We start from the raw sequence: 18,450 nt of genomic DNA, 5'->3' as shown, positions 1-18,450 counted from the left end.
TTACCTGATTTACTGTCAAATAGCTCAACACCACAATGTCTGATACTACGAGCAAACAACAAGGCCAGAATAATGGCCACACTAAGCTTTACAAATGGATTGTAAGGGGGATATGGATAGCTTTCGTAGCTTTTCTGGTAGGATTCCCACTATATATTTACACTGTGAGTGTAGATTTTTTAGGTTTATATGGTGGACTCCCTAGTCTTGAAGCCCTTGAAAACCCCAAAAGCGATCTTTCCTCTGAACTTTATTCTTCGGACAATATTCTTTTGGGAAAATACTATCGTGAAAACCGTAGCCCGGTAACTTACGAGGAATTGTCACCTAATCTCGTAAATGCACTGGTAGCAACCGAAGATATTCGTTTTTCCGAGCATAGTGGTATAGACTTAATCGGTTTGGCACGTGTAGGTTGGGGGGTATTTAAAAATGTAGTGACCTTTGGAGCCAGTGGCTTGGAAGGAGGAGGTAGTACACTTTCTCAGCAAACTGCGAAAAACCTCTACAAAACGAGAACTGGTGAAAATGAAGGGCCTTTGATGCAAATTCCTGGTTTGCGTATACTCATTATCAAAACAAAGGAGTGGCTGGTAGCTGTAAAGCTGGAGAAGTATTACACTAAAAAAGAAATTCTGGCAATGTATCTCAATACTGCTTCATTCAGTAGTAATTCTTTTGGTATCAAAGTCGCGGCCAAAACCTTTTTCAATAAGCATCCCCATGATCTTACTGTAGAGGAATCAGCTACCATTGTAGGTATGCTCAAGGCTGCAACTTATTACAATCCTGCCAGAAATCCGGAAAACTCCAAGCGCAGAAGAAATGTGGTGATCAACCAGATGTATAAGAATGATTTTATTACTGGTCAGGAGTACGATTCACTTACCGACTTGCCGATTGTCTTGGATTTTAATGTAGATAGCCATAATGAAGGACTGGCTACTTATTTTCGTACAGTAGTACAAAACTGGCTGCTGAGGTGGACCAGGGAGCATGGCTATGATCTTTATGAAGATGGATTAAGAATTTATACTACCATTGATAGCCGGATGCAGGAGCATGCCGAAAATGCTGTAAAAACCCATATGAAGTACCAGCAAGAGTTATTCAATGAGCACTGGAAAGAAAAAGGAGAACCCTGGAGAGATGAAGAAGGTAAGGTGCTAAAAGGCTTCATCCCCATGCTGGCCAAGCGTTCTGAGCGTTATCAAGGCCTAGAAGAAAAATATGGTAAAGGCAACGACTCCATAGATATTGTCATGAATACAGCAATTGATATGACAGTATTTAACTGGAATGCTGAAAATAATGAAGTAGACACGGTGATGAGCCCCCTTGATTCCATCAAATATTACCAGAGTTTTCTACATTCTGGTTTTATGTCCATGGATCCTCATAACGGACATATCAAAGCCTGGGTAGGAGGAATCAATCATAAACATTTCAAGTATGATCATGTGATGCAGGGTAAAAGGCAACCTGGTTCTACATTTAAGCCATTTGTGTATGCCGCAGCCATCGATAATGGTTATTCACCTTGCTATGAAGTGGTAGATGCACCGGTTACATTTTCTGTGTATACTGATGGAGAAGAGGATACCTGGACTCCCCAGAATGCAACTGGCGGATATTCCGGAGAGCGTATGACGATCCGTCAGGCAATGGCCCAATCTAAAAATTCTATTACCGCCTTCGTAATGAAGCGTATAGGACCAGAGACAGTAGTGGAATATGCCAAGCGTTTAGGAATTAATAGTAATATAGAGGCGGTTCCTGCACTGGCATTAGGAGGTGGAGGCGATGTTTCTGTACACGAAATGGTAGGAGCTTACAGCACTTTTGTCAATCACGGTACCTGGACAGAACCTGTATTTATTACCCGTATAGAAGATAAAGAGGGTAATACCATTTACGACAATCCAGTAAATACACGTGAAGCACTGAGCGAAGAAACGGCCTACTTAATGCTGTATATGCTGAGAGGCGCTACCGAAGAAGAAGGAGGCACCGGCCAGGGAATTGCCAGAGAGATCAGAGAAGGGAATGAAGTAGGAGCTAAGACTGGTACTACACAAAATTATTCCGACGGCTGGTTTATGGGAGTCACCAAAGATCTGGTATCTGGAGTTTGGGTAGGTGGCGACAGCCGAAGTGTCCATTTTAGTACCCTGGCACTAGGCCAAGGGGCACGTATGGCAATGCCTATATGGGTGGAATACATGAAGAGTATATATGCAGATGAGAGGCTGGATTACGAAAAAGGACCTTTTGAAAGACCTGCAGGAGGCATTTCTATTGAAATAGACTGCGAAAAGTATAAATCAGATATATTTGGGGAAGAACCTGATTCACTTATGGTAGATGAACCTGTAGAACAACTGGATGAAGAAAGCATCTTTTAAATAGTTTTAATTACAAAGTAAATTAAACCACCTTGCTAGAGGTGGTTTTTTTGTGCAGAAAAAGAGTTCCTATACTGATTTTTTGGGTAAATTATTATTAATTACATCTGCAAAAAAAAATAGTATAAAGTAAAAATAGAGTTTACACTTTGCAGTAAACTTGTTTCTCCAAAAGCAAACGTATCGTTGTGCAAGAAACCAACACCGAAGATCAGCAGATTGTAGATCAGATTAAGTCAGGAAACGAAGAAAGTATTGTGGCAGTTTATCAGGCCCATCGTAATGGCTTCATTCAATGGGCACAGTCTACCTACCAAGCAGATGAACCTACCGCAGCAGATGCCTTTCAGGATGCTGTAATCTGTTTACATCACAACATCACCAGGGGCAAGCTAGAGACTCTGACCAGTTCGCTGAAGACCTACTTATTTGCGATTGGGAAAAATATTTTGCGCAAAAAACTTCAGAGAGAGTCTGTACTTGACAAGGATGAGGATTGGATGATTGAAAATCTGCATGCTGAGCCTTTAGACAATTTCGCCACCAGTGACAGGCAACACTTCGTAGCAAACCTTATGGAAACAATAGGTGAACCCTGTAAGACAATTCTTAAGTTGTTTTACTTCAAAGGGTTTAGTATGGGAGCCATAGCCAAGGCCATGGATTATAAAAATGAAAATGTAGCCAAAACGCAAAAGTTACGTTGCCTGACTACGCTGAAACATAAGCTGAGAAATCAGTACAGTGGGGATGAATTTTATGGAGACTAAAAAAATGAGCGATACCAAGGGAAACCATAGAGACCAGATTGACCGCTATGTAAATGAAGAGATGAAGGAAAGTGAACGTCTTGAGTTTGAACAGCGTATGCGTGAGCATGCTGAGCTTGCTCAGGCAGTGCATATGCATAGAGATGTGCTACAAGGCATAGAATTTTACTTCTTAAAGCAACTTAAAGAACAATTGATTCTTTCCGATCAGCCTAAAAAATCAAGTTTACCACTCTGGGCTATCATTCTTATCAGCGCACTTGCAGTAGGTGGGCTTGTTGCATTGGTCATTTATCTTAATATTTTATAGGTATTGCTGAAGGTCCATTGTCATATTGCTGACAGAAATAAGATTTGCTTCAGATAAATTTAAAGCGCCAAGTTGAGAAAAGGGAGTAATATTCATGTATCTTTTACTTCTTACCAAAGTCAAAAAATTGATGGAACACAATAGCCTAGAAAGCCTGTTGAAGGCTAACCTTTCAGTTCTTATTCAACTGGAAAACATGTTAATGCAAATGAATGAGGATGATTACATTAGGCCATTAGACATATTAAATCAATCCACAGTTGCCCAGCATACCCGGCATAGTATTGAGTTTTATCAGTGTTTATTAAAGGGGCTACATGAAGGTCAAATATGCTATAGTAGGCGAAAAAGAAATAAAACACTTGAGCAATCCCCTACCTATACGCTCAATACAATCAGAAAAATAAAGGAAGACTTATTTGGCATTAAATCCATTGCCGTTAAATTAGTAGATGATGAGGTTTGTATTGATAGCAATACTAATCGGGAGCTTTTGTATTGTATGGAACATGCGGTACACCATATGGCCATTATCAAAATTGCTCTTCGCTCGTTTTCGTCTTCCATAAACCTTCCTGATAATTTTGGTGTTGCAGCATCAACAATACGATTTCACAATTCATGTGTACATTAACCTATTTGCCTACTGCTGAAGGTTTTCTTTTTACTTCTAACCGTGATGAAAGTACTGAGCGGGAGAGGGCTATTTTTCCTTCATCAAGTCATAGCAAAAGCGGCAAACTTTTGATGCCTTTGGATCCACAGGGAGGAGGAACCTGGATTTTGGCTGCCGAAACCGGAGAAGCCGCTTGTCTGTTGAATGGCGCTTTTGTCAATCATGAACGCAAGCCTCCCTACCGCAAAAGCAGAGGAAGAGTAATCGTAGAGTCTTTTGATTTTGAAAATGTATCGGACTTTCTGGAAACTTATGATTTTGAAAATATAGAGCCTTTTACTTTGGTAAAAGTGTCAAATACTTCAGGCGAAAGATCACTGCACGAAATACGCTGGGATGGACATAAGCTTTCGCACACTCAGTCAGACAGTGCTCTGCCTCATATCTGGTCATCGGTAACATTATACAATGAGCAGATGCGGGCCAAAAGAGCACAGTGGTTTGAGAACTGGTTAAATTCTGGTAATTCCTTAACAGCGCAAAATATCCAAGATTTTCATTTGTACGGAGGAGAAGGTGACCCTACTGTAGACTTCAAAATGACCAGGAGTGGTGGCTTACAGACCATCAGCCTTACCTGTGTAGAAGTCTGTATGAATGAAGCAGAAATGGAATATTATAATTTACTGTCCCACCAAAGAGTATCTAAAATTCTAAAGCTGAAAAGTTTTGTGGATAAAACTTAAAGTCAGGTTAATTCGGCTTTGGAAGTGGGAGTTCTGGCCGTTTTATTTGTTTTATTTACCAGTTTATTTCTACTGGCTTTATTTGTCTTTTAAAGCACGTTCATTGAGCTTTTTTTCCGCTGCCAATCCGGCGATGGATACAGGAGGCTTTGTGGATTATCCAAAATCTGAAGTATATCAGCTTATTCCTCCCCAGTACCTTCCCCAGACTTGCTTTATAAAACGGGGTGATCTAAGCCTGGAAAATGTACTGGCAGTGATGAGGCTTCATGAATTGCATTTCCCCGTAATTTTCAAGCCCGACAGAGGTGAAAGGGGATTTGGTGTAGCCAAACTAAAACAGGAAGAAGACATCCTCAACTACATAGAGGATTATCGTCATATTGACCAACGCTTCATTTTGCAGGAATATGTGGATGCTCCGGTAGAGTTAGGCATACTATACTATCGCTTTCCTCATGAGCGGATAGGAAATATTTCATCTGTAGTACAAAAAGAACTTCCTCAGCTTATCGGTAATGGTAAGTCTACACTTGAAGAACTGATTGTCAGTGATCAGAGAGCAGTGCTAAATCTCAAATTGTTGAAAGAAAAATTTCAGGACAGGCTCCACACGGTAATTCCAAAAGATGAAGTTGTTCCGTTGGTTGAGATCGGCAATCATTGCAAAGGAGCTACCTTTCTGAACGCCAATGTGCTGATCAACCAAAAACTAATTCGGGTAATTGACCATATCAGTTGGCAGATAGATGGTTTCTATTTTGGCCGTTTTGATCTCAAAGTACCCAACTTGCATGATCTTTATGCCGGAAGAAATATCAAAATTATTGAATTGAATGGAGCCAATTCTGAACCGGCCCATATCTATGATCCTAACATGCCGCTCTTTCGTGCTTATTATGATTTATTCAGACATTGGCAAAGGCTGTATGAGGTGAGTGTGGCTAATCACCGGAGAGGGATAGGATATATGCCCTTCGCTCAACTCCTAAAAAAATTAGTTATGCACCAAAAATTAAGGAATTCTTTAAAGGATAATTCAAGAAAACAAAGACTACCTACTGGTAATATCAATAAAAGTTAATTATTTTGAAGTGAGATTCAATTCTACTTACCTAAACTTTGGTTGATATGCTACGCTACCTGAGCTGTTTGATAATATTATTTGTTTTTGCCTGCCAGCCTTCCGGACAGGAAAAGCAGGCTGCTGCTCCTGATTCAGATACATCTGCTTTAGGAAAAATTAGTTTTGAAGTGGAGGGTAGAGAGGAAGCCAGGCCCCATTTTATGCGTGGCGTAGCTGCCCTGCATAATTTCTGGTATCCTGAAGCACTGGAAGCTTTTCAGAAAGCCAGGGAAGTAGATCCTGACTTTGTTATGGCCCACTGGGGGGAGGCGATGAGCCATAACCGTACATTCTGGCAAAACCAGGACAAAGCAGCCGCGCTGGAAGTGTTAAATCAGCTTGCCCCTTCTTCCGAAGAAAGACTGGCTCTGGCTTCCTCAGAGAAAGAAAAAATGTACTTACAATCCCTTGATATTTTGTATAGTGAAGAGGAAGATAAACTCGCCAGAGATCGTGCCTACATGCAGTTTATGAAGCAGTTTTATGAAAAGTATCCTGAAGATCATGAGGTGGCTTCCTTTTATGCGCTTTCTCTTTTAGGTGTGTTGAGAAATAATCAGGGTGGCGAGAAAGAACGTATGCAGGCCGCTGCAGTAGTTCAGAAAATACTGGCAAAAAATGACCAGCACCCTGGTGCAGTACATTATCTTATACATGCCCTGGACGATCCTTTACATGCGCCCATGGCCCTGGATGCTGCCTATACCTACGCCAGAATTGCTCCTGAATCCAATCACGCTTTACACATGCCATCCCATATTTTTGTGCAACTGGGCTTATGGGATGAAGTAATCAATTCTAACATTGATGCCTTCGCTGCTTCTCAGAAGTGGGTAGAAAGAAAAGACCTGACCATCGCCGACTGGGACTACCACAGCCTCGCCTGGATGTCTTACGGTTACGAGCAGAGTGGACAGTTTGAAAAATCTAAGCAGAATCTCCAGCAGATCAAAGATGCTATGGCTGAGGTAGAAAGTGGTGCTGCGGATTATTATATGCCGCTGATGCAGGCAAATTATATCGTTAATTCAGAGAATTGGCAGGTACTTCCTGCGCCTGAAACAGAAGATCGTGGGGGTAGAGGCTTGTATGTGCGTTGCAGCCAGATGTTAGCTTCAGGACTTAGCGCAGTACATTTGAAAGAGTGGCAGGCTGCTAATGAAGCTTTACAACATATGGCTACGGTTAAACAGCTTTTGCAGGATAAAGGTGATGCTTATCATGTGAAGCTTTGTGAAATCAATGAAAAGGCATTAAATGGCTATCTTCAGTTTGCTCAAGGCAATACGGCTGCCAGCCAAAAACTATTTGAAGAAGGAATGGCTCTGGAAGAAAGTATGAACCCACCAACAGGTCCTCCTGATGTAGTCAAACCAATTCATGAGCTTTATGGAGAGGTTTTGCTGGAAATGGGTGAAGCGCATCAAGCCATGGAAAGTTTTGGAATTGCCTTAGAACGTACACCCAAGCGCAGTGCTTCTGTGTTGGGAATGGCAAGAGCAGCCGAAATGATGAACGATCGTGCTACTGCATTTCAGTACTATCAGCAGTTTCTGGAAAACTGGGAAAACGCAGATCCCAATCAGGCAGAAATTCCTGAAGCGGAACAGTACCTTGCCCTAAATCCTGATCAGGAGGATAAAGCCTCGGCTTATCTCCCAACTCCGGTGCAGGTACCTATGGACCAGCGGCTATCCTTTAACCAATGCCTGCCTACTGGTATGAAGCTCAACTGAGCCTGAAACATTTTCAAGCTGGCCTCGCTTAAGTTTGTGTTGAATAAATTATTTTTCAACCTAAATTTTAGAGGTATGAAAAAATTATTATGGTCCTGCTTGATCATGGTCTTTACATTGGCATGCTCACCTACAAATCAGAATACTGAGGATAGCGAAAATGATGATAGTCGCGATTATATGATGGATGATGATATGATGGAAGATGAAGAAAAAGAGGCGGAAGATGATAGTGTCAAAAATAGAGACATGCTCTCCCAGATTCTCGTTTTGGATTGACAGCATAACAATTTCTGAGGTTTCTGCTTTAAAAAATATGACAGAGACCAAAAATCATATTCCTGAAGGACATCATGAGCGTGCTCATTTGAGCTTAGATGAATATAACCAACCTAAGCTGCACTTTGAAAAACTTTGCCAGGAGGCCGTTACCATAACACGAAGTGTCAATGAGGGAGACTGGCAAACTATAGCAAAAAATGTGCGTTCTCCTTATGTTGACCAGGCCAACTTTCAGCCCAATACCCATGTCAAGTACCGCATCTATTTTGGAAATGACGATGAGGAGCATTTTGAGCTAGAAGTTAAATTCACAACTTAGCACCTTAGTGTAACCTCCTTCCTTAATTCTTCTGAATTGCTTACCTTGGCAGCATTGGCACAAGCTTATTAACCTAAACTACTTATGAGAAAGCTACTTTTCCCCCTCTGCATTTTGATGATGCTGAGCCTGGGCTTACATGCTCAGGATTTTGCTTTGCAACAGTTAGAAGACTCACCCCGCCATCACGAATGGGTGGAAGTGCCTTCCGGAGATCGTGTGGTGCACAGCTTTGTCGCTTATCCTGAAAGCGCTGAAGATGCACTGACGGTCATCGTTATCCATGAAAATCGTGGCCTTACCGACTGGGTGAGAAGCTTTGCCGACCAAATGGCTGCTGCAGGCTATATTGCCATCGCTCCCGATCTGCTTTCAGGTTTTAGTGAAGAAAATGAGAAAACTACTGACTTTGCCAGCTCTGATGCCGCCCGTGATGCAATTTATCAACTAGATCCTGAGCAGGTTACGCAAGATCTGAAAGCAGTAAGAGATTATATTGCCGATGTTCCTGCCTCCAACGGTAAAGTAGCTGTGATGGGCTTTTGCTGGGGAGGTTCACAAACCTTTCGTTTTGCTACGAATAGTGATCAGATCGTAGTGGCTATGCCTTTTTATGGTACCGCACCGGATGATTATAGTGCCATTGAGCAGATCACTGTTCCAGTGTATGGCTTTTATGGACAGAATGATCAGCGTGTCAATGCTACACTGGAAAGTACTGCCCAAATGATGGAGAAAGCGAATAATACTTATGAGTATGAGATCTATGAAGGAGCAGGGCATGCCTATATGCGCAGTGGTGATGATCCTCAGGGAGATGAGGCAAGCAAAAAAGCCAAAGAAAAATCAATGGAAAGAGTTAAAAACATATTAAGTCAGTATCAGTAAGCATGAAGCAGTATTTGCTATGGCTATGGCCATTCCTTTTCGTATTTGCATGTCAGCAAAAAGTAGAACCTTTACATATTGAAGCCTCTCAAACCTCCAAACCCTGGACCTACTGGTGGTGGATGGGAAGTGCCGCAAACGAAGCGGACATTACTGATCAGTTGGTAGACTTTCAACAGGCCGGAATGGGAGGTGTACATATTATTCCTATTTACGGAGTAAAAGGAGAAGAAGAAAATTTCCTTCCTTATTTAGGTGATAAGTGGCTAAACGCAGTGGAACATGCGATTCAGACAGCGGACTCTCTGGGCTTGGGAGTAGATCTTACCTTAGGAACCGGCTGGCCTTTTGGAGGGCCACAGGTCAGCGAAGCTAATGCTGCCAAACGCGCAGAAATGATTACTTATGATTTCCCACAAACCGATCAGATCGCATTCCGCACGGATTCTATTCTTTCTACACATAAGCTGAGAGGCATTGAAACAGCATTGGCGGTGAATGAGGCCGGTGAGCAAATCGTTATCAGTACTATTGAAGAAGATGTAGTTGATCAGGAAGTGCCTGAGGGGGACTGGAAGCTATTGTTGCTGGGTACATCTATTACCGGACAAAAGGTGAAGCGTGCCGCGCCCGGTGGTGAAGGTCTGGTCATGGATTATTTTGATTCCACCGCCGTTAATGCTTATCTCCAACACCATGATTCCCTCTTATCAGATTTAATCTCTACTTCTCCACCCCGTTCCTTTTATCACGACTCCTACGAAGTGTACGGTGCCAACTGGTCTACTGACTTTGCAGAGAAATTTGAGCGCATGAGAGGCTATTCGCTGATGAATGTATTGCCCATCTTACAGGATACTGCGCATCAGCAGCATGGCCGAGTATTGCACGATCTACGCCAAACCATATCCGACCTGCTTTTTGAAAACTTTACCAGCCTTTGGACTTCGTGGAGTGATGAAAAAGGCAGGCTTACCCGTAATCAGGCCCACGGATCACCGGGTAACATACTGGATTTGTACGGACTGTCTGCCATTCCTGAGACGGAATCATTCGGAACCAGTAAGTTTGAGATTCCCGGACTTAGAATTGATAAAGATTTTGAAGAAGAACGCTTTGGTAAGCCTAGTCCACTAATGATGAAATTTGCTTCATCACCTGCTCACCTGATGGGCAAGCCTCTGGTAAGTTCGGAGACGGCCACCTGGCTCGGTAATCACTTCAAAGTTTCGCTTTCGCAGGTCAAACCGCAGATAGATGAGCTTTTTACTGCCGGAATCAATCATATCTTTTATCATGGCATGGCTTATTCGCCCGAAAGTGCAGGCTTTCCCGGTTGGCTGTTCTATGCTTCTACCAATTTTGGCCGTAGTTCCCACTTCTGGGAGGAACTGCCTCAGTTGAATAGTTATATCAGCAATTGTCAGCGGTATTTACAATCCACTTCTGCTGATAATGATATGCTGCTGTACTTCCCCATACATGATCTCTGGACCAAAAATGAAGGAAGATGGCTGCTGCAACTGGATGTGCACCATTATGAAGATTGGTTCTCAGCCTCAGGGGTAGGAGAACTGGCAGAACAGCTTTATGCCGATGGCTATACCTTTGATTATCTCTCCGACCGACAGTTAAGCGGCTTAAGCCAGGAAGGTGAAGGAGTAAAATTGCAGGAAGATGGAGCAGAATATCAAAGCATCCTTGTGCCTCCAACTGATTATATGCCGCTGGAAAGTTTGCGGAAACTCAATGAACTGGCAGCAAGCGGAGTGCCGGTCATTTTCATGGGAAAACTGCCTTCCTATGTGGCAGGTTATCACGAATATGAACAGCAGGAAGATAGTCTGGCGCAGCTCAATGAGGAATTGCAGCAAAATTCCAGTGTTCAGCTGTTAGAGGGGCATGAAGCACTTTCAGGTTTGCCTTTTTTAAAACCGGAAAGTATGAAGCAGCAGGGTTTGAGCTTCATACGCAAACAGCATGAGCGGGGCCGACTGTATTTTGTCTCTAATCTGAGTAATGAGTTTACTGAAGGCCCCATTCGCTTGTCTGTTGAGAGCCAGGCAGTAGAAATCTTTGACCCTAAAAGCGGTGAGAGAGGAAAAGTTGATCATACCACAGTAGATGGTCAGACACAGATCTATCTCCAGCTTCCTCCCGGTGCATCATGCATGCTGTTTACCTACGATCAGCCGCTGAACAGCGAAACTATCTATCCTTATAAAGCAGCAAAAGGAACAGTAGACTTACCGGATGAGTGGGAGCTAGAATTTATCTCCGGCAATACTGAGCTGCTCAATCAAACGAATTTCACTATGGATACTTTGACCTCATGGACCAGCCTGCCGGATAGCAGCTTGCAGTATTTCAGTGGAAAAGCCCGCTATACGCTTAATTTTTCCCAGCCTGCCGGGCAGGATTCCGTAGATGCCTATCTTTTGCAGTTTGAAGAGCTGCGTGAAAGCGCTCAGGTGATCCTCAACGGTGAGGAAGTAGGATTTGTCTGGGCTTTGCCGTATCAGATTATCCTGCCTAAGGAGCTTATGAAGGAGGATAATACTTTGGAACTGATTGTACAAAATCTTTCTGCCAACCGAATGAGGGATATTGACCGGCGGGGCGTGGAATGGAAGAAATTTTATGACATTAATATCGTAGATATTACGTACAGTCCCTTTGATGCATCGGTCTGGGAACACGTCAAATCAGGTATTATAGGACCTGTGACACTGCAAAAAATACAGTACTTTCATTAACAAGCTCTTAATGTTCATAGATTATTGTAAACAAATTTTCATAGAAAAGGGGTTTTAGTCTAATACTCCTTTGTGTTGGTCTAGTATGCCTGAGAAAGTAAGGGAATAAGTTTATTTCGCTCGTTCTAATAATCATATAGAACTAGCGAAACCTCATTAAAACCTTAATTTCTGACATGCTTAAAAACTTACTCTCATTGTTCCTCTGTCTATTGAGTTCCCAACTGGTATTAGCCCAGGGCATTGTGAGCGGACAGGTGTTGGATGCTGCATCCGGTACTCCCCTTGAGTTTACTACCGTGAGTCTATTGCAGGGTGCGGATTCCACCCTGATCACCGGAGGATATACTGACAGTGAAGGAAAATTTGCCATAGATGCCCAGCCCGGACTTTATATGGTCAAAATCCAGTTTGTATCTTACGATACTAAGGTAGTCAGTGATGTACAGCTAGGTAATGGCAACAAAGATCTGGGTACCATATCGCTTGCTGAGAATGCTGCCACCCTCGCAGAGGTGGTGGTAGAAGGCGAGAGAGAGCAGATGCAACTTGAACTGGATAAGAGAGTTTTTAATGTAGCGCAGGATCTGAGCAATACCGGGCGTAACGCTTCTGAAATACTGGATAACCTCCCTTCTGTCACCGTGGATGTGGAGGGAAATGTAAGTTTGAGAGGCAGTGGTAACGTGAGAATACTGGTGGATGGCAAACCCTCTGGTCTTATCGGCATCGGCAATACTGATGGATTGCGTACCCTCAATGGTGATGTGATTGAAAGAGTAGAAGTAGTGACTAACCCCTCGGCTCGCTATGATGCTGAAGGTTCTGCCGGTATCATCAACATCGTGTTGAAAAAGAAAAAGCAGGCTGGACTTAATGGTTCCTTTACTGCGAACGTGGGAACTCCCGATAACTATGGTGCTTCCATTAACCTGAACTATCGCCAGAGCATGATGAACTTCTTCGTCAATTACGGAGTCAACTACCGTAAATCTCCGGGGATGGGAAGCTCTTATCAGGAGTTTACCGGAGCCGATACCTCCTATATTACCCGCCGGGAGAACGACCGGGTGCGGGGCGGACTTTCCAACAACATCAGAATAGGTACGGACTTTATTTTCAACGAGTATAACACCCTTACTGCATCCGCACTATATAATGTATCGGATCAGAATAACAATACGGATACCTGGTACCGCGATTTTACCATGGATAATGACCTAATTCAGCGTACGCTGCGTACCGACAGAGAACATGAAGATGAAGAAAATCAGGAGTACGAGCTTTATTACAAGCGTACCTACAAGAAAAAGGGCAGAGAACTTACCGCCAATGTACAATTCAGGCAAAGTGGAGAGGTTGAAGATGCAGATCAGAATGAGTTTGAGGGTTTTGAGGAGATGGTTCCTTCACTTACGCAACGCTCACTCAACGATGAGAATGAACGCCAGTGGCTGATACAGGCAGATTATGTTTATCCTTTCCTGGAAAATGCCAAATTTGAAACAGGTGTTCGTAATACACTGCGTCAGATTGATAATGCCTATATTGTAGAGGAACAGGAGGAGTCTGGCGACTGGGTTAACCTTCCCGGTTTCACCAATACGTTTAATTATGACGAGAATATTTATGCTGGCTACGCTATTCTGAGCAATAAAACCGGCAAATGGTCATACCAGGGAGGTTTAAGGGCTGAGGCTACCGATATTACTACCCATTTGATACAGACTGACGAGAAAAATGATAAGGATTACATCAATTTGTTCCCCAGTGCTTTCCTTACCTACTCGTTGAGTAAGGCAAACTCCCTTCAGGCAAGCTATAGCCGTAGGATTAATCGTCCTGGCTTCAGAGAACTGAATCCTTTCTCCAGCTTTACCGATGCGCGTAACATCCGTACGGGTAACCCTGATCTTGATCCGGAGTTTACCGACAGTTATGAGTTGGGTTATTTGTATAATTATCCTACCGGTAACATCTATTTTGGCGCTTATTATCGTTTTACTGATGATGTGGTAGAACGTGTAAGATGGACGGAAACGGTGGATAGCCTAGTGATCACCTATACACGTCCTCAAAACCTGAGTACCCAGGATGCTTTCGGCTTCGAGTTGAACGGATCTAAAGATTTATTTTCCTGGTGGAATGTGAATGCCAACTTTAATTTTTACCGTTCTATTACGGAAGGTGAATTTAGAGGTGAGGAGCTTTTTGCTGATACTTATACTGCCAGCGGACGCTTTACTTCCAAGTGGCAAGTGCCCAAATTATTTGAAGTACAGTTCAGCGGTTTCTACCGTGCTCCTGAGGTCACCACTCAAGGTAGGAGAAAAGCTTATTACTCATTTGACCTCGGTGCTACCAAAGACGTTTTCCAGAAGAAGGGTACACTTTCCCTTAGTGTAAGGGATGTATTGAACAGCAGAAGGTTCAGGTACGAAACGATTACCGATACTTTGTACGAAGAGACTGAATTTCAGTGGGCCCAGCGTCAGATTACTTTATCATTTACTTATCGTCTCAATGATATTAACAAAAGCATGCGTGGCGGAGGTGGCGGCGGCTACGATGGCGGTGGAAATGATATGGATTTCTGATTTCATAATCCGATTGTTTAATATACGAAAAGGTCAGTTCCTATAGAGCTGACCTTTTTTGTTTTGCTTCCCACTCATACTGCTGGTATAATGATGACTATTCTACGCGTTATCCCTTGCCAGCGTCTCATGCAGGCAAATGATTTAGAAGGAGTAGCTATCATTTTCTTTTTTTAAGCATTAGAAAGAATAAAACATACGCTTTCGGATACATTTAATTCTGAGACTTGGATTAATGCTTCCACTTCAGTCATAGATCGGAAGCGAGGGTATAAAAAAGCTTACTTTAATGACCTTGAACATGCGCCAGGTATTGCTCTGGCATATCATTAATGATATTTCTGCAACTGCCTGATGATAAAGGCTAAGCATTTGCGCTTTATATACCACATTACTTCATATTTATACCGTGAAATATAATTTTTTAAATTTTATGTAAAATAGCGTAATCCGAGCGCACAACTTTTAAATGTTCCGGCATTTCTTCCAGCGAACAGACTAACATTTATCTGTATAGCAGGGACTAAGTCGGAGCATAAACGAAGGTATATCTGTATACTAGAGGTATTACTGAGAGTCAATATTTCCCTTTTCTGTGCAATAACACCTTTGATATTTAATGATTTAAGGGTATTTCGTGCAATAACGCCTTTGATTTTTTATATTTTAACTCTAATCTGCCCTCCGTCAACATTAATATGTAATGAATAAGCCCTGTTTTGCTCAATATCAGGGCTTTCATGTAATGTATTAAGCCTTTTCTGTACAGAATTTTACTTTTTTTCAGCAAATGAAGGCTTATTCAATCTGCAGAATTGTAAAATTTGGTACATATGGACCTTCTTTTTACTGGTTCAGGTAGTAGGAAGTGATGAAATGGAAGATACTATCAGGACTTCCCATATTAAGGGCCTCCAGACGATACTGTATGCCTGCTTCCAGCTTACGTTTATCAGTGAAAAACCAGCCTATACCGAGGTAAAGACGATTGTCCAGCTCGTTTTCATAGGCGTTGAACTCCCAGAGCACCTCTTCGGAGAAGATAAGGTAGGTCTCACCGGGGTCAAGCTGCTGCCCGTTGGTAGGAAAGTCGTAGCTAAGCCGGTAACGAATACGGTTGCTGGTTCCGGTATTGCGGATACGCTGCTCCATGCGGAAGCGATGGGCCACCCTGCGGGCACCTACAAAAGAAACGAAGGCATACTGCTGCATCAGGCGGTGTTCGTAGCCCGAAAACTCATCGTTGAAGGGGGCAATCATTCTGTATTTATATCCTCCGCCCAGTTCGCTACCGTCAAAAAACTCATAATTGGTAAAAAACTGGCCTTCCATGAACTGCCAGTCATAAGTCTCTTGTCCTTCATCCGCTCTATCCATCCATACATTGCGTCCGGTAAGGCTGGTGTTGAATGACCAGTGCTGAAAAGCCTCCCAGGTATAAGAAAATTCCGGCTCCCAGCGAATGGCAGACTGCGCAAAGCCCTTTTGCGAAACTGATACACTTAATAAGAGCAGACTTGTGATACAGGCAAGCTTAGTATAAGACATTATCAAGCGATCTTCTTTCTATCTTTTGTACATCTATCAGTTCACCTTCATCATCAAACAAAAATTCATATTCGCCATACATCTCATTACCCTTTACCCGGGCCACTATTTCATAGCGAATGGTCAGATCCTCGCGATCATCTTCCATGAAGTCTTCCAGTAGTTCTTCATCTTCTTCTTCCTCCTCTTCGGGAGTATACTGCCGCTGCAAACGCTGGATTTTATACTTCTCAAATTCTTCTTTAAAGTACTCGGCAATCTCTTCGCGGGCTTCTTCTTCCATCTCTCTAAAAGAAATAAGCTCTTCAATATCCATCAGTCGGCCATCAGCATAAAACTCCACGCTGAGTTGTCTGTCTCGCCACAGCATTTTAATTTCATAGCCGGTTTTCTCCCCATCGTACTCCTCATAATACTTTATGCGACGCGACTCTTCCAGCATAGGCTTGATCAGTTCCAGAATCTTAGCGGGAACTTCCTCCTCTTTGATGTCTTTTTCGTACTCCTGCTTGACCTTCTGGGAGTGGGCCTGGCTTACAAATAGCACCAGAGTCATGATATATAGGAATGAAGATGTACTGAACTTCATAGCTTGCTTCATAAGTTTTGTAGATGTAACGCTTAAAGATGGATACGGTTTCTGTCTCAGAAAAATTTCATATTGAAAATGAGATGGAGAATGTAATATGATCAATTCTATCGCTTTGACGGTCATTACTTTGCCACAGGCCGAGGAATCTTGACCATACTGTCGGCCAAATGACTTTCATAAAGTCTATGATTCCTGCCGCAATGACTTTGTGAAGAGGGAACTGGAGTATTAGGATCAGAAGGGAATCCCCGGTGTCATTGATATGCAGGGGTTTTTACGCTCCGCTTTGTGTTTTTACAAAACATTAACCTAGTAGTACACTGCTAAACGATAAAGCATCATGCTATTAACTTACAGCGGAGGGAGTGAAGACCACCCCATTGCCGGGTCATGATATCAGGCATCTTTGCTCAGTAGAAAGTCAGCCTATCAAAGGCAATGCAAAGCCCTCCAGGCTTTGATCTCTCTACTTTGCGGAGCAGTCTCTTCAATATTTATACGAATCACCGATGAACATACAATACTGATGTGCAGGTAATTGTAAGAACATCATTGATGATGTTCCGAAGGTACTTTAACATAAAGAACTATTCTCTATAAGAATCTGCCAGTCGTATTTTTAACCTCAGTACGGCCCCTAAGCCTTTAAATTTTGATGGTTTCCATTCTCTGTGAAGCTCTCCAGCGCATACGGTAGGCGTTCATGGCTGTTTTGCCCAGTTGTTTGGTCAGGCGGTAATTGACCACTATACCTACGGCCGCGCCTATGCCGGGAATCATCTGCGCCAGTTTGGCCAGGTCCAGATAATCGCGGTATTCCAGTTGAAACGTACGCCAGTCAAAAGCATGGATGTCGTAGGGCAAAGTTTTGCTGTACTCATCCCAGTCCTTAAGCTCATCAAACACCAGGTTGCGCTGTTGCTGACTGGAAAAAGCAAGCTGAAAAATTTTCAGGAGGTACAAACGCTCGCGATAGTCCCTCACATCGTAGCCATAAATGGCCGCGATTTCGTGCAGCATCTTCATCTTGAGGCTGAGAAAAAGCGGAAAGTCAGCCAATGACATCAGGAAGCCCCCCGCTCCGGTAATTCCCCCTTCGGTAGCGGCCAGTCGGTTGTAAATGTTAATGCAACGCATGGCTTTCATTTCCCGCTGTTGAAAACTCAGGCCGGTAAAGGGTCTTTTGGTGGTAAACTCCGAGCCGAACAGTATGGAGCGTACCATCTGCTTGATGGCCAGGGTCACCGCCCGGTGAATTCTGTCAGGAATGATGGTATTGATTTTATGCTGTATGCCTTTAGACAGTCGGTTAACCAGGGTGGGAGCCTTCTGCATCTTTTCTTCCCATATGACAAGCTCCGACATGGCTTTACCTTCATAAGTACGGAGGTAACGCCAGATATATGGCTCCTCCTGCTTGGGAGATTCCTTCAAATGCTCTGCCCCAGCCAGGTTATCATTTACTTTAGTTTGGGTAAGGTTCATGTAAATAGGATTAATGTTGTAATCATTAAAACGGTATTTGGTATTACATAGTTCTGAAACCAAAAGCCCGACTTTAGTCTTTTTGTAAATCAAATCGGAATACAGAGGTTCAAACTACAGAACAAAAATTTTCCATAATTTAATAAGCAGTGGTAAAGTTGGGAGGATAGTTTAATCAATTTCTTAGAATGCTAAGCTTTGAAGCAGAACCAACTTATCAGGTTTCTTCATTTTATCCGCTAAATATGCTGATTAGGTGGCGTGCTAAGCAGGA

The 18,450-nt window shown here is 42.9% G+C and carries 15 protein-coding genes; 12 read left to right on the top strand and 3 right to left on the bottom strand.

Annotation, left to right across the window (positions count from 1 at the left end; genetic code table 11):
* The first annotated feature begins 35 nt into the window (after window positions 1–35).
* From WJR50_RS16285 to WJR50_RS16230, 12 genes are all read left to right on the top strand, one after another.
* Entirely contained in the window at window positions 36–2,405 is a 2,370-nt protein-coding gene (locus WJR50_RS16285) for a penicillin-binding protein 1A (protein WP_341294370.1), read from the top strand.
* 188 nt (window positions 2,406–2,593) lie between these two features.
* Window positions 2,594–3,175 (top strand): RNA polymerase sigma factor, encoded by a 582-nt coding sequence (locus tag WJR50_RS16280; RefSeq protein ID WP_341294369.1) that lies wholly within the window; start codon window positions 2,594–2,596, stop codon window positions 3,173–3,175.
* A 4-nt stretch (window positions 3,176–3,179) separates the two neighbouring features.
* On the top strand, window positions 3,180–3,485 hold the full coding sequence (locus tag WJR50_RS16275; RefSeq protein WP_341294368.1) for a hypothetical protein: 306 nt from the start codon (window positions 3,180–3,182) through the stop codon (window positions 3,483–3,485).
* A gap of 130 nt (window positions 3,486–3,615) precedes the next feature.
* Window positions 3,616–4,119 carry a hypothetical protein gene (locus WJR50_RS16270; RefSeq protein WP_341294367.1) on the top strand — a complete coding sequence of 168 codons (504 nt, stop codon included), beginning with the start codon at window positions 3,616–3,618 and terminating at the stop codon, window positions 4,117–4,119.
* Entirely contained in the window at window positions 4,107–4,847 is a 741-nt protein-coding gene (locus tag WJR50_RS16265; protein ID WP_341294366.1) for an NRDE family protein, read from the top strand. Before WJR50_RS16270 ends, WJR50_RS16265 begins: the two co-directional genes overlap by 13 nt.
* Window positions 4,848–4,950: 103 nt before the next feature.
* On the top strand, window positions 4,951–5,931 hold the full coding sequence (locus tag WJR50_RS16260; RefSeq protein WP_341294365.1) for an ATP-grasp domain-containing protein: 981 nt from the start codon (window positions 4,951–4,953) through the stop codon (window positions 5,929–5,931).
* A gap of 47 nt (window positions 5,932–5,978) precedes the next feature.
* The gene (locus tag WJR50_RS16255; protein ID WP_341294364.1) at window positions 5,979–7,709 is read left to right on the top strand and encodes a tetratricopeptide repeat protein; all 1,731 of its coding nucleotides are present in this window, start codon (window positions 5,979–5,981) and stop codon (window positions 7,707–7,709) included.
* A gap of 75 nt (window positions 7,710–7,784) precedes the next feature.
* Entirely contained in the window at window positions 7,785–7,988 is a 204-nt protein-coding gene (locus WJR50_RS16250) for a hypothetical protein (protein WP_341294363.1), read from the top strand.
* 37 nt (window positions 7,989–8,025) lie between these two features.
* The gene (locus WJR50_RS16245) at window positions 8,026–8,310 is read left to right on the top strand and encodes a hypothetical protein (RefSeq protein ID WP_341294362.1); all 285 of its coding nucleotides are present in this window, start codon (window positions 8,026–8,028) and stop codon (window positions 8,308–8,310) included.
* Between the two features lie 84 nt (window positions 8,311–8,394).
* Window positions 8,395–9,198 (top strand): dienelactone hydrolase family protein, encoded by an 804-nt coding sequence (locus tag WJR50_RS16240; protein ID WP_341294361.1) that lies wholly within the window; start codon window positions 8,395–8,397, stop codon window positions 9,196–9,198.
* A 2-nt stretch (window positions 9,199–9,200) separates the two neighbouring features.
* Window positions 9,201–11,954: a glycosyl hydrolase gene (locus WJR50_RS16235; protein WP_341294360.1), complete on the top strand. Its 2,754-nt coding sequence runs from the start codon at window positions 9,201–9,203 to the stop codon at window positions 11,952–11,954.
* 176 nt (window positions 11,955–12,130) lie between these two features.
* Window positions 12,131–14,551: a TonB-dependent receptor gene (locus WJR50_RS16230; RefSeq protein ID WP_341294359.1), complete on the top strand. Its 2,421-nt coding sequence runs from the start codon at window positions 12,131–12,133 to the stop codon at window positions 14,549–14,551.
* Between the two features lie 846 nt (window positions 14,552–15,397).
* Here WJR50_RS16230 and WJR50_RS16225 read toward each other — a convergent pair.
* The 3 genes from WJR50_RS16225 to WJR50_RS16215 all read right to left on the bottom strand — a co-directional run bounded on the left by WJR50_RS16225 (window position 15,398) and on the right by WJR50_RS16215 (window position 18,056).
* Window positions 15,398–16,099 (bottom strand): DUF2490 domain-containing protein, encoded by a 702-nt coding sequence (locus tag WJR50_RS16225; RefSeq protein WP_341294358.1) that lies wholly within the window; start codon window positions 16,097–16,099, stop codon window positions 15,398–15,400.
* Window positions 16,086–16,700 carry a hypothetical protein gene (locus WJR50_RS16220; RefSeq protein ID WP_341294357.1) on the bottom strand — a complete coding sequence of 205 codons (615 nt, stop codon included), beginning with the start codon at window positions 16,698–16,700 and terminating at the stop codon, window positions 16,086–16,088. The genes WJR50_RS16225 and WJR50_RS16220 overlap by 14 nt, the downstream gene beginning before the upstream one ends.
* A gap of 636 nt (window positions 16,701–17,336) precedes the next feature.
* Window positions 17,337–18,056, bottom strand: a complete 720-nt coding sequence (locus tag WJR50_RS16215) for an EcsC family protein (protein ID WP_341294457.1) — start codon at window positions 18,054–18,056, stop codon at window positions 17,337–17,339.
* Between the last annotated feature and the right edge of the window lie 394 nt (window positions 18,057–18,450).

The organism is Catalinimonas locisalis (assembly GCF_038039535.1).
GTDB lineage: Bacteria > Bacteroidota > Bacteroidia > Cytophagales > Cyclobacteriaceae > Catalinimonas.
This window is presented reverse-complemented; position numbering and strand designations above follow the sequence as displayed.

Coding starts and splice junctions, on each gene's coding strand:
- WJR50_RS16285 (WP_341294370.1), top strand. CDS start 36: ATGTCTGATACTACGAGCAAACAACAAGGCCAGAATAATGGCCACACT.
- WJR50_RS16275 (WP_341294368.1), top strand. CDS start 3,180: ATGAGCGATACCAAGGGAAACCATAGAGACCAGATTGACCGCTATGTA.
- WJR50_RS16270 (WP_341294367.1), top strand. CDS start 3,616: ATGGAACACAATAGCCTAGAAAGCCTGTTGAAGGCTAACCTTTCAGTT.
- WJR50_RS16265 (WP_341294366.1), top strand. CDS start 4,107: ATGTGTACATTAACCTATTTGCCTACTGCTGAAGGTTTTCTTTTTACT.
- WJR50_RS16255 (WP_341294364.1), top strand. CDS start 5,979: ATGCTACGCTACCTGAGCTGTTTGATAATATTATTTGTTTTTGCCTGC.
- WJR50_RS16250 (WP_341294363.1), top strand. CDS start 7,785: ATGAAAAAATTATTATGGTCCTGCTTGATCATGGTCTTTACATTGGCA.
- WJR50_RS16245 (WP_341294362.1), top strand. CDS start 8,026: ATGACAGAGACCAAAAATCATATTCCTGAAGGACATCATGAGCGTGCT.
- WJR50_RS16240 (WP_341294361.1), top strand. CDS start 8,395: ATGAGAAAGCTACTTTTCCCCCTCTGCATTTTGATGATGCTGAGCCTG.
- WJR50_RS16235 (WP_341294360.1), top strand. CDS start 9,201: ATGAAGCAGTATTTGCTATGGCTATGGCCATTCCTTTTCGTATTTGCA.
- WJR50_RS16230 (WP_341294359.1), top strand. CDS start 12,131: ATGCTTAAAAACTTACTCTCATTGTTCCTCTGTCTATTGAGTTCCCAA.
- WJR50_RS16225 (WP_341294358.1), bottom strand. CDS start 16,099: ATGTCTTATACTAAGCTTGCCTGTATCACAAGTCTGCTCTTATTAAGT.
- WJR50_RS16220 (WP_341294357.1), bottom strand. CDS start 16,700: ATGAAGCAAGCTATGAAGTTCAGTACATCTTCATTCCTATATATCATG.
- WJR50_RS16215 (WP_341294457.1), bottom strand. CDS start 18,056: ATGTCGGAGCTTGTCATATGGGAAGAAAAGATGCAGAAGGCTCCCACC.